Genomic DNA, 12,811 nt, shown 5'->3' on the forward strand with positions numbered 1-12,811 from the left:
GCATAATTGGCATCCTGTGCACATACCCAGAAAGTAAGCGTCCCTCCATTAGCAAGAGAAAGCTCCGGCGTTACCAGATAGTTGTCAGGCGTCTGAGCTCCCTGATAGTTAATATAGGAAGCCGAAGAGACACAGGAACCACCATTATGACCGGAGAAAGAAGACCCTCCGGGAGGAGGTGTAGTCGTCCAGTTGTTACCGTCGCCGTCGGCATCGATAGTCTTCCATGCGGAAGGTATGCCGCTCTCGAAGCCTTCGTTCACTACTTCTGCACGATTGCCGGCAGCAGGAGCTTCCCATTTGAGTGTCACTTTCTGTCCTTCTACAGTTGCAGACAAGTTCGATACTGGCTGGTAGGGGCTGGGCTCACCATTAGTGCTGATAGCCTTAACAACGGTCTCTTTGTTGTAACCGACCACTGTAAGGGTAACAGTGCTTTCATTTGTCAATCCTGCAAGGTTGATCGTAGCTGTTCCATTTTCGACAACTGCAGAACCGAACATCTTCCCATTGGCTGAAATCGTAGCAATAGCACCATTGAAATCGCAAGAAACATTGACTGAAGCATCTGTCAGATTGATTTGAGCAGGAGCTGTAACGGTCATGGTCTTGGGAGTAAGAGTGCGAACAAGCAATGAAGGATCTCCGAATACGGTCCAAGTGTCTGCTGTAGCAAATGCTGAAGCTTTGTATTTTTCAAGCATACCGAAGATACCATTAGTTGTAATACCGCCGAATGTCCGCTTGATGTTATTTGTGTGCTTCTCGCAAAGTATTTCGTTCATTTCATCTTGTCCACGCATGGGTGGGTTCCAAGGCTGGTTGATGGTAGATGCGATGATTGCAATAGCCCCGGTAGGCTTGTTATCTTTTTGTGCGCGCATCAATCCTTCTGCGAAACAAGGAGCGGAAGCAAGGAAATTACCATTGACACAAGCTACGTCAAAAACATACGGAAGTTGGTTGTAGTTGGCAAGCTGTTTCATATGAGTAGTATTGAAGCCGGAAGTACCCCAAGCAGTGTCGCTTCCATGTCCCGTATAGTTTGTGGTACATATACCGCTATTAAAATCGCTAATAATATGATTTGCATTAACGTTATAATCTCCAAACCGTTTTGAGATGTACGTGTAACCATAGCTTTCGAGCAAATTGGCAATCACGGTCTCATGCTGGATATCAGTTTCTCCATTGTCTGCGAAAGATCCACCGTCTGAAGAGGCTATACACAATGCGCGTCCCAACCAAGCTTCGTTGGCTTTGACATCACGCTCGTAGTGTATCGTACGATCGATTTGTGTCTTCAGATCGGCTTTGCTTTCGCAAGAGAAGCGACCGATAAATATTTCGTTGTAGTGGTCATTACCTACAATCTGACCAAATACCTGATCGGATTTTCCACCGGCGCCTTGTGCTGCCGGGATATGCTTGTTATCTCCGATAAGAAGCACATACATCAGATCATTACCAGGTTTTTCATATTCGGCCTTGACAAAAGCTCTTACAGCGTTAGCCGTAACGGGAGAAGCAATCTCTTCTGCCACTTTCACTTCGGTACGGAGACCACGTTGGTTCTTCCATGCAACAAAGTCATTGATGTCATCTTTGAACTCTTGAGGGACGATGACAATCATACGGCCGTCTTGTTTTTCCTCCAAAGGAGTATAACGCCCCGGCTCATAGTTCATGAACAAGCGTTTGTATGTGTCTTCAAAACCGGCAAATGTCCCTTTCGCTTTCAGGGCGTTCTTACCCGGCTGAGCGGTTTCGCTCACAGCTACAGTGATTTCCGTGTAGATCCTGAGAGTCTTTGTCACAGGATTGTACTGCAGGGGAGCAAAGGTCACTACCTGACCACGTACATCACGAACGATAAAAGGATCATCGAGCGTGGCAATCTCTCCCGGGAAGAATTTGTCTTGCGAGTAGCTCTTTCCATAAACGTAAGGGATTTTATTCGGGTCCTCGTTACGCATAATCATTCCCTTGGAGGGAGCAATCAGGACATTTTTCTTTTCGATGAACTTAGAGGATATTACCTCCACTTTCATCTCACGAGTGTCTGAAACCGCCAAAGAGCGTGATAGAATGGGAAGCGTAGGCATCCCTTTTTCAGAAAGATTAACCCCCTCGGTATAGGTCGGCACTTGTGCCATTCCCTTGGGAGTTTGAACTTCGGTGAACTTGAGGTTGTCCATACGGAACTGAACCTTTGTCACCGATTGCTGAGCGGATTCGAGCAATCTCACATTCGGATTGCGTCCCAACTCTGCCTCCTGCGCAAATGCCATTCCTCCTAAGAGGGAAGAGCAAAGAGCAATCGAAACAAACTTGTTCAACTTTTTCATTTTGATAAAATTAAATATGATTTTATTGCGTGGTATACTTTCCGTTTTTATGTATTATAAAGTCTTCTTGGAAGACAAGAACCGCAGAAAATCCGGAAAAAATACCGCAGTCGCAAATATATACGCTTTTCCTGTAAATTCAATTACAATATGATTAATTTATATCGAAAAATAATGACACGAGGAGAACTTAATTCAATATTCGCTTTACATTCTTCTGCCATAGGAGCACTATTTATTTTTGTACTGAAAAGTCAGCACTTCTTTCCGATATGACTTTGGAACCCAACGAGTATGTTCAGTGCTTATCATAAACTAAGGGCTGTGCCGAAGGGGAGAGTCCCCTGTGGCACAGCCCTTGATTCAATCTTAATCTATAGCCGAAAAAGCGGATCAGACACCGAGATCGTGGAGGATGGCGGCAATCTTTTCTTCCGCTATCGTATAGGCTCGGTCTAATTCCTGCTCGTCAGCAACAGAGAAATGAACTCCGATGTAAAATTTGATCTTTGGTTCAGTACCCGACGGACGGATGGAAACCTTGGTGCCATCCTCGGTCTTGTACTGGAGCACATTGCTCGTTGTAGGCATATCGAGTGAAAAATTCTCTCCACTTGTCAAGTCTTTTCCTTCGAGAGAAGCATAGTCCAATATTTCCTTCACGGGGGAGCCTCCGAGTTCTACAGGTGCATATTCACGATAATTTCTCATCATGGCTTCTATCTCTTCTGCTCCGGATTTACCTTTACGCACTACACTAAGTCCCTTTTCGTAGTAAAGACCGTATTCCAGATAGATGCTGCGAATGAGTCGATAGACACTCATACCCCGATCCAAAGCCCAAGCCGCCATCTCACAGAAGAGTGCACAAGCGGATACCGAACTCTTGTCCCGGATAAAGTCTTCCCACAAGAAGCCATAACTCTCCTCTCCACCTCCTATGTAGCGGCGGCGACCTTCATTCTCTCTTATTACGGCTGCTATCCATTTGAAACCGGTATAGCAGTCGAACATGCTCACGTGTTCCTTTTTCGCTATATCGCGGATCAATTCCGTGGTTACGATTGTCTTGACAATATAATCATCAGGACGCAAATCGCCCAATTCCTTGCGACGCATGATAGAATAATAGATAAGCAGCGAACAGATCTCATTGCCGTTGATGAGCACCATCCTGCCCTCATTATTACGCACGGCAACTCCTATTCTGTCTGCATCGGGATCGCTGGCCAAAACCAAATCGGCACCCGTCTCCTCCGCTTTGGCTATAGCCATGGCGAGAGCTGCAGGCTCTTCGGGATTGGGAGAATGTACCGTAGGGAAGTCTCCGCTTACTACATCCTGCTCGGGTACGTGAATGATATTGGCAAAGCCATATTCACGCAAAGCACGGGGTACCATCGTACTTCCCGTACCGTGGATAGGCGTATATACGATCTTCATATCCCGATGACGGGCAATGCTTTCGGGAGAGAGACTCAGTGCCTTGATTTTGGTTATAAAAGCCGAATCGATATTCTCACCTATCATCCGAATCAGTTCGGGCTTGGCTTCGAATTTGATCTCATCGACGGAACGAATCCGATTGACCTCGGCAATGATATTACGATCGTGTGGGGCTATGATCTGTGCCCCATCTTCCCAATAAGCCTTATAGCCGTTGTATTCCTTAGGATTGTGCGAAGCTGTAATCATCACACCGCTCTTACATCCCAGACGACGAATAGCGTAGGATATTTCCGGAGTAGGACGAAGCTCCTCAAACAGATAGACCCCGATACCGTTGGCCGAGAATACAGCCGCTGCCGTATCGGCAAAAAAGCGACTATTGTTCCGACAGTCGTAGCCGATAACGACATTGATGTCCGAAGAGCCGGCAAACTCCCGCAAGAGGTAGTTGGAGAGTCCTTGAGTAGCCGCACCTACCGTATAGCGATTCATACGATTGGTTCCGGCTCCCATGATACCGCGGAGTCCGCCGGTACCAAACTCCAAATCTCGGTAAAATGCATCCACGAGTTCGGTCGTATCCGCATTGTCCAGCATGGCCTGAACGGATTTTCGAGTGGAGTCGTCATATTCTTTTCCGAGCCAAATTCGGGCTTTGGCACGCACTTGATCCAATAATTTGTCTGTTTCCATAAGTATTTTGTGTTTCTGCGATACGCACAAAGATAAGTTTTCCGTACTGTTTCCAGGTTAGAAATGAAACAGTCAATCGAACAAAGCCGAAAGAATGTCGGGCGTCTTCAGCAGAGGGAAAGGCGGAAGATGAAAGCGATAGTAATCCACCAGATAATCCAAAACCTGTCTTCGCTCGGCCCTCGAAAGCCGAAAAGCTTTCATATTATCGAATGTAATACGGCTAAAGAGCTGTAAATATGTCGATTGATGGGGTGGGATTCCTCTTCCATGAGCAGGAGCATTCGATACGAAGCGACCATCGGCAGGATCGAACCAACGAGGAATAACACTTCCTTTGAACTGTAAATCGGGTATCAGCCCCAACGGAACAAGCAAACGAAAAAGGAAAGCCAAATGAAAATTGGCCATCGACCCATCCATTTCTTCGAGCTTGTCTATGGAAGAAGCCACAAAATCATACAGATTCGTATCGGCTTCCGGCAGTCGTAAGATCAGATAAAGAAATTCTGTCAGAAAGAGTGCTATACTATTCCTTACCAGATCGGACTGAATACGGCCACGCGAACTGCATAGCTTGGCTTCTTTGATGAAGTGCAAATCGCGGTGCGGCTTGTGTTCGGCCGTTATCTCCAGTTCGTTCAGAGGAGAAATAAGCAAACGCAAACTACCGCCACCTTTCCCTCGCTTGGATGAGTGCGGTATCAGATAGGACACTCTGCCACTCTCTCTACTGAAAAGATGGGCTATACTATAGCTGTCGTTATAAGCCGTATTGTGAAGAACTATCGCTCTGCTGACTATAATCATGACTAACCGAACGTGGATACAAATATCGCCTATTCAGTCGTCCGAAACAATCGTTTTCCACATAGACTGTCGATAAACCTGTTGAAAATTCGCTGATAAAAACCTGCTTATTCTCTTGCTCGATCCGAAAGAATCTTCATATAGAATTATTCTTCTGCAAAGACAAAAAAGTAAGCAGCAAATTCTCATCAACTTTTGCCAAGGATTATCCACAGTTCGGCACGAAAACGAACAGACCGAATCGACCGTAGAAACAAAAGTTTTCCACATTACGATAGGAACTCATTAGCTATCAGCATTCAACGAAGTGAATAACCTGTTAGTAATCTATCGGTATCTACTCCAAATCTGTTGATCCCCTACCCTACTCTATGGCTCATTACGAGCCTTATCAACAGTTTCAACCGACATTCTTCTTCCTATATATTTTTCTTTTTCAAAAAGGAATATATAATAAAAAGAAAACCGGTTGCCCACCTGTTGAAAGGTGAAGCAACCGATCTCCTCATAGATATAGAATAGTAGCTATGCTGTGGGATCAGAAATTGATCTTTGTGCCGATGAAAATCCTTCTGGGCTGCATAGGACCGTATACGTAGGTGGAAGCTCTACCCGGTCCCTTGTCCGTGTCCTTCTGATAGCTGTTGAATATGTTTTGTATTCCGGCATTCAATTCCAAGGTCATGGTGGAAGCAAGGTGGAAGTCGTGGCTCAGCTTGAGGTCTATATCGGCGAAGGCCGGGGTCTTGACGAGCTTGGCATGACCTTCGGCCAAACCTTTGAATTGCTGACCATTCATTTCGAAGTCGAATGATCCGTCCGGAGCTATATGTTCTGCGGGAATATCGCCTTCGTAGGCTTCGTGTACGACATCCATTTTGCCTGTGAATGTACCGGAGAGGTTGATGGCGAAGTGCTCCGTAGGACGTACCGTAGCGACGAAGTAGCCGTACAGATTCGGAGTACGTACATAGTCTTTTACAGAGATCTCGGCTTGTCCCGTCGTTTCGTCTGCTTCTACTGCAGTGTAGATGCTGCCGTAGCGGCTTCTCTGCCATGTACCGCCGAGCTGGAGGTCGAACGATTTGTTGTAGGCGATTCTTCCTTCCAGATTCACGCCATATACCTTGGATACTCCATCCTTGTCGTTGTAGATGGTACGAATGATCCATTCTTTGCCATCGCTCATGGTTTCAACCTTATCGGATGGTTTGAACTGATTGCTGATAAAGGTGGCGAAGGCTTCTCCCATGATATTGAATTGCCATTCGTCTGCTCTGTGGTAGTAATCGAAAGAGGCACTGATGCTTCGCGAACGTTCTTCTTTCAGATCGGAGGAAAGGACACGGCTGATAGGAGTACCGCCGGCCAACTCTACGTGCAGATCCTCATCGAAATACTGAGGAGCGCGGAATCCTTCGCTATATGAGAGTCGGAAGCTGAGATTCTTATTGGGATTGTATCGTACATTGGCTCTGGGGCTGAAAATGAAGAGCGGATCGATATAGCGTTTACCATCCTGATTGAGGAGAACATAGTCGATACGTGCTCCAATCAGGGCACTCAACTTCTCCGTCTTATATTCGAGCTGGTCGTACTGGCTGAAAGTAGAGGTGTTCTGATCTATTTTGTTCGGTCTGTAGCCACTTCTGTCATCGAGTTGGCCGTAGATATATTCGAGTCCGCCGGTGAAGTCCCAGTTTTCTCCGAAGGTATGACGGTACATACCTCCTCCTTGCAAGTCGAATCCCTTGGTGGTACCGTAGGAAGTAAGAGCCGTGAAAGCATCGTTGTATTCGTCTGATTCGGTGCTTCCGCTCTGAACTGCTCCGTTCAGCAGATTTTCGGTATAGTCGCCACCTCCGTAGTAGCTACGACGCTGAACGTCCTGTGCCGAAGCATACAGGCTGAAGAAATCCTTGCCACCGCTGAAACCCTGATCGAATTTGACACTTCCGCCATTGATATAGTGCTGGAGATATTCCGCTATCTGAGCTTCGAAAGGAGGATTGTCCAGTCTGTCGCCACCACGACGGTATTCCTGCATGCTGTGATATTCGAGAGTCGCTTTGCTGTAGAGGCCGGTCTTATAGTATGAGCGGAAACCGAGCGAGCGGTTGCGTAGGTTGGGCAGTTCGGTAAAGCTGTCTCCGTCTATATCCTGTCCGGGACGGTAGTTGTGTTGGCCGAATACCATGACACCGGCTTTGCGATCTTCCGTCAGCATAGAACCGTTGAACTGGGTCGTATTTTGGAAGCTCCCCCACCCTTTTGCGTGGTCGAACGTCATTGTAGAATGGCTGATCTCGGCCGAATTGCGAAGTGGTTCTTTCGTAATCACGTTGATAACGCCTCCCACGGCATTGGAGCCGAACAGAGCCGAACCTCCACCGCGGATGACTTCTACACGTTCGATCATATTGGCAGGCATCTGCTCCAAACCGTAGACACCGGCAAGCGAACTGAAGATAGGATGACTGTCTATAAGAATTTGCGAATAGGCTCCTTCGAGTCCGTTGATACGAACTTGGTTGAAACCGCAGTTCTGACAGTTGTCCTCTACGCGCAGACCGGGCTGAAACTTAAGTCCTTGGCTCAGGTTGGTAGAGTTGGTTTTGAGGAAGAGTTCCGGCGACAGTACCGTTACCAACGAAGGTGCTTGGCGGCGGAAAGTCTCGTTTCTATTGGCAGATACCACTACCCCATCGAGAGAGAGAACCTCTTCGGTCAGATAGAGGTCTATGTGGCGAGAACCACCCTTTTCGATATGTACTTTTTCTTCGCAAGTGGAGTACCCCATCAGTCGGGCTACGATGGTCTGATTGCCCGAAGGGATTCCCTTGATCGAGTAGTTTCCGTTTGCATCCGTGGAAGTTCCGAGGGTCGTCCCTTTGACGAATACTTGTACGTATGCGATAGGTTCTTTCGAGCTTTTGTCCACTACAGTACCTGTAACGGATCCACCCGATTGCTGAGCCGATGCGCTCATTCCTAAAAATAGGAAAGCAATGATGAAGCTGATAATGTTTAGTTGTTTCATTTTATTTTCTGATTGGATTAGCTTGATATGGATATAGTCTTTTTTTATTGTCTATTCGGTATCCTTGTTCCGATCTTTTCCGGTCGGTTTTTGAGGTTGGAAGAGTAAGCGGTAAATACTGACAGTACTGTACCCCACCCCCTATCCTACGATAAGATCGGTATCTAAGAAGGATGAAAAACCCTTGCACCGCGGCTACGAATGCATATTCAATCCCCTTGATAAATCAGCCGTGGAGAGGCAGATCTACAAGTGTGCCGATGCAGCGGATCTCATTGTGAGCACGTGCGATACCATCCGAATGAATGGATCGTCAGAAATAAGGTAAGAATGGATCAGGCTACGGGAGGAGCCCTGAGATGATTGGAAGGAGTTGGCTCCGAAATGAGGGCAATAAGATTGTCGCAAAAGAAAGGGACGACGCCGACAGCCCTCACAGGTTCTTCCAAGTCTAAGGCCGGCGTATCCAAATAAGTCGTAAATATGGCCGAAAGCTGATTGTACAGTATCAATTCCGAATCCGAATGCGGATTGTCCTGCGGATCGCTTTCGTTGTCGCCCCACTGTACGTGGGAGTGGACGATGATCACGCCATTGATGATATGGACGTGAGTGAAAGATATGACCAAGCCGGCATATACTGCGAAGAGTATAGGCAGAAAATAGCGTACGGTTCGGTTCAATCTTTCTTTCATTTGAAGTCAAAATTACGCGTTTTGTCAGACATAATGTACTGACAAATCGGTCGTTCGGTGCAAATTACCTACAGATGAGGATCCTACACCATGGTCAGATGCATAATTCGGCACAGGAATGTTAAAAAAAATACCTTACTTGAGAGGGCTTAAAAAGTCGCGCGTAAAGTATTTTTTTCCGGCGCCGGAAAGGAAAAATTCTCGAACCAAAACGAAAACTTTGTGGCGTGAGATTTTTCCAATTCTCGTTCCATTATTTCTGAGATTGCGGTTCGCTTTTTATGAAAGAATGGCCGAGGTCGGATTGTGCTCTGCTCTATATTAAAAAACGAAAAGGCCGTTCGGTTCACTTCACATACAATATTTTTTGCCCAAGAGAAGGAAACGCTGCTAAAAAGGCATAGCGATCGGTGATGGCAAGCGGTCAAAAAAGAAGAGGAATTTTTTCCCAAGCGGCGATACAAAATACCTACTTTTGTGCCTGAATTACTCCGTAAAATACCCGATTCATGAATACGAACAACCCGCAACCGCATATTTCCCGAATAGTGTATCCTGCCATAGTAGTGTTCTTGATCCTTACGCTCTTGGGCAGTTTGGTAGAGAGATTTCATCCTTTCACTTCCTGGCTTACGCCTCCTGTGGCCCTGTTGATGGGTTTGGCCTATGCCCTTATTTTCGGATCCACGCACCGACGGGCGAACAAATTGGGTTCGAAAGTGCTATTGCAGTACTCCGTAGTCGGACTCGGTTTCGGTATGAATCTGGGCGAGTCGTTGGCATCCGGTCGCGATGGTATGATGTTTACGATAATTTCCGTATTCGGCACCCTTCTGTTGGGATGGTTCATCGGGCGGAAAATCCTACAGATGAATCGCAATACTTCCGCTCTGATCAGTGCCGGAACGGCTATCTGCGGCGGTAGTGCCATCGCGGCAGTGGGTCCCATATTGAAGGCCGAAGAGCACGAAATGTCTGTAGCATTGGGTACCGTCTTCCTGCTCAATGCCGTTGCACTCTTTATCTTTCCGTCGATAGGTCACTGGCTTGCTCTGGATCAGCAGCAGTTCGGCACTTGGGCAGCCATCGCCATCCACGATACGAGTTCGGTGGTGGGTGCCGGATCGGCTTATGGAGAAGAGGCACTCAGGGTAGCTACGACTATCAAGCTGACAAGGGCCTTGTGGATCGTACCGCTTACTCTGGTATTCTCTTTTGTCTATAAGACGAAAGGAGCCAATCGCTTTCCCGTACCCCTGTTCATCCTCTTTTTTATCGGGGCTATCATCCTGAATACCTATCTGCTGGAGGCATATTTCCCCGAGGTCGGGCGTTTTGTTGCTTCCTTGGCTCGAAAAGGCCTTACCCTGTCCCTCTTTTTCATCGGAGCATCGCTGACCAAAGAAGTGATTGCCAGTGTGGGCGTTCGTGCTCTGCTACAGGGATTGTTCCTGTGGATACTGATCAGTGTCGGCTCTCTTGCCTTCATTTTGCTGATCTGAGAGAGGGTAGTCGGCTCTCGTCCGGACATATAGCTGTGGGAAGTATTTCCGGTCGCGGAAGCGAGCGGATCTTTCCTTTTTCGGATAGTGTCGGCATTCTGTCGAATCTTTCTATCTTTAACTCGATAAGAATCAGATTGAAACAATGACTATGATGCAGTGGGAGCGATTGCTCTCCGACAAAAGGGTGGGGATGGAGCACTACCACCAACCGAAACAATCGGCTCAGCCATGGGAGAGAACGGACTTCGAACGAGATTATGACCGCATGGTCTTTTCTTCTCCTTTTCGCCGGCTGCAAAACAAGGCGCAGGTATTCCCCCTCGCAGGCAATATATTCGTACACAATCGTCTCACGCACAGCCTCGAAGTGAGCTGTGTGGGACGCTCGCTCGGCAATAATATCACACGCGGACTGAAAGCGCGGTATGGCGAATTGCCATGGGAGCCGGGGGCCATCAGTGCCATTGTGTCGGCTGCCTGTCTGGCTCACGATATGGGCAATCCTCCTTTCGGTCACAGCGGCGAGCGTGCCATTTCGGCCTATTTCCGCGAAGGAAAGGGTAGGGTATGGGAGGATGCAGTCCGCAAGGAAGGTGGCCGCTGGGAAGACTTCCTGCACTTCGAAGGCAATGCCAACGCTTTCCGCTTGCTGACGCATCAGTTCGAAGGCCGCCGCAAGGGTGGCTTTGCCCTTACGTACAGTACGGTGGCTTCGATCGTCAAATATCCATACAGCAGCGAGATGGCAGGCAAGGCCGGCAAATTCGGATTCTTCGCCACGGAAGAGGATACTTTCCTTATGATCGCCGAAGAGCTCGGCATGCTATGCCGAAGCCGGCATCCGGTGAAATACGCTCGCTATCCGCTGGTCTATCTGGTGGAGGCAGCCGACGACATCTGCTACCAAATCATGGATATAGAGGATGCGTACAAGCTCCGTATCCTCACTTATGCCGAGACGGAAAGCCTCTTTCTGGCTTTTTGCCCCGAGGAGGAACTCCGGCATATACGGGGCGTACTCGATCATATCACGGATGCCAATGAACAGATCGCTTACCTCCGTTCGCGTGTGATCAGTCTGCTCGTCGATTCATGCACCCGGGTCTTTCTGGATCATGAAGACGAGATATTGTCCGGCACCTTCTCCGGCACTCTTGTCGGAGCTATGGAAACACGGCTGAAAGAGGCCTACGCTGCCTGTGCCCGTATGGCCTATTCGAAGATCTACGTGGCGCGCGATGTGGTGGATGTGGAGCTTGCCGGACATCAGATATTCGGCGCGCTGATAGATAAGATGATGCAGGCCCTCACCAACCCTGATCATGCCTATAGCCGGACGCTGCTCAGTCGGGTAAGTACGCAGTACAATATACGGGAGGAGAGCCTCTACGGCAAGATACAGTGCACGCTGGACTATATATCCGGCATGACCGATATATACGCACTGGATCTGTACCGCAAGATCACGGGAATGAATTTGCGCTAAATCTGTGTACCTTTGGCCCTTGCGGCCGGGTACGGTTCGTTTTTCCAAGAAGAAAATCCTATGAAAATAGTACTGATAGGGTATGGCAAGATGGGACATGTGATCGAGCGGATTGCATGCAGCCGAGGGCATGAAGTGGTACTGACGATCGATGCCGGAGAGGAAGATCGTTTCGATTCGATAGCGTTTCGTTCGGCCGATGTAGCCATCGAATTTACCCGTCCGGATGCCGCCTATGCGAATTGCTCGCAGTGCATGGATAAATCCGTGCCGGTGGTGTGCGGCACTACGGGGTGGACGGAGCATCTGCCCGAACTGGAAGAACGCTGCCGACATGAGGGAAAGACGCTCTTCTGGGCTTCGAACTTCAGCATCGGGGTGAATCTTTTTTTCTCGCTCAGTCGTACGTTTGCCCGATTGATGAGCCGGCACGATCAGTACCGTCCTCACCTGACGGAAATCCATCATGTGCATAAGTTGGACGCTCCGAGCGGAACGGCTATTACGCTGGCCGAAGGATTGATAGCCGATTCTCCGTCGCTGGATGCTTGGCGACTGACGGAGACGCCGGAGGAGAACGAGCTGCCGATCACTTCCATCCGAGAGGGGGAGGTGCCCGGTACCCACAGCATATCCTATACATCCGAGGTGGATCGGCTGACGATATGCCACGAAGCTTTCGGTCGAGAGGGATTCGCCCTTGGTGCCGTGCTGGCTGCCGAATATGCTGCCACGCACAAAGGCTTTCTGACGATGAACGATTTAATCAGCTTATAACACAACAG

General features: G+C 48.3%; 8 protein-coding genes. 3 read left to right on the forward strand and 5 right to left on the reverse strand.

Going from position 1 to position 12,811, the window contains the following annotated elements:
* The 5 genes from F452_RS0102320 to F452_RS0102340 form a co-directional block, all read right to left on the reverse strand.
* A partial coding sequence (locus F452_RS0102320; protein WP_026292123.1) for a C25 family peptidase propeptide domain-containing protein occupies positions 1–2,348 on the reverse strand: 2,348 nt, incomplete at its 3' end.
* 393 nt (positions 2,349–2,741) lie between these two features.
* A complete protein-coding gene (locus tag F452_RS0102325; protein WP_018964652.1) occupies positions 2,742–4,490 on the reverse strand; it encodes a phospho-sugar mutase in 1,749 nt (582 codons plus the stop codon).
* A gap of 72 nt (positions 4,491–4,562) precedes the next feature.
* Positions 4,563–5,300 carry a DNA repair protein RecO gene (recO, locus tag F452_RS0102330; RefSeq protein WP_018964653.1) on the reverse strand — a complete coding sequence of 246 codons (738 nt, stop codon included), beginning with the start codon at positions 5,298–5,300 and terminating at the stop codon, positions 4,563–4,565.
* Between the two features lie 538 nt (positions 5,301–5,838).
* Positions 5,839–8,340, reverse strand: a complete 2,502-nt coding sequence (locus F452_RS0102335; protein ID WP_026292124.1) for a TonB-dependent receptor — start codon at positions 8,338–8,340, stop codon at positions 5,839–5,841.
* A 335-nt stretch (positions 8,341–8,675) separates the two neighbouring features.
* Positions 8,676–9,035 carry a hypothetical protein gene (locus F452_RS0102340; protein ID WP_018964655.1) on the reverse strand — a complete coding sequence of 120 codons (360 nt, stop codon included), beginning with the start codon at positions 9,033–9,035 and terminating at the stop codon, positions 8,676–8,678.
* A gap of 509 nt (positions 9,036–9,544) precedes the next feature.
* Here F452_RS0102340 and F452_RS0102345 point away from each other — a divergent pair.
* From F452_RS0102345 to dapB, 3 genes are all read left to right on the forward strand, one after another.
* Positions 9,545–10,537: a YeiH family protein gene (locus F452_RS0102345; RefSeq protein WP_018964656.1), complete on the forward strand. Its 993-nt coding sequence runs from the start codon at positions 9,545–9,547 to the stop codon at positions 10,535–10,537.
* A 145-nt stretch (positions 10,538–10,682) separates the two neighbouring features.
* Entirely contained in the window at positions 10,683–12,026 is a 1,344-nt protein-coding gene (locus F452_RS0102350; RefSeq protein ID WP_018964657.1) for a deoxyguanosinetriphosphate triphosphohydrolase family protein, read from the forward strand.
* A gap of 60 nt (positions 12,027–12,086) precedes the next feature.
* The gene (gene dapB, locus F452_RS0102355) at positions 12,087–12,803 is read left to right on the forward strand and encodes a 4-hydroxy-tetrahydrodipicolinate reductase (protein WP_018964658.1); all 717 of its coding nucleotides are present in this window, start codon (positions 12,087–12,089) and stop codon (positions 12,801–12,803) included.
* Positions 12,804–12,811 lie beyond the last annotated feature (8 nt).

The organism is Porphyromonas gulae DSM 15663 (assembly GCF_000378065.1).
GTDB lineage: Bacteria > Bacteroidota > Bacteroidia > Bacteroidales > Porphyromonadaceae > Porphyromonas > Porphyromonas gulae.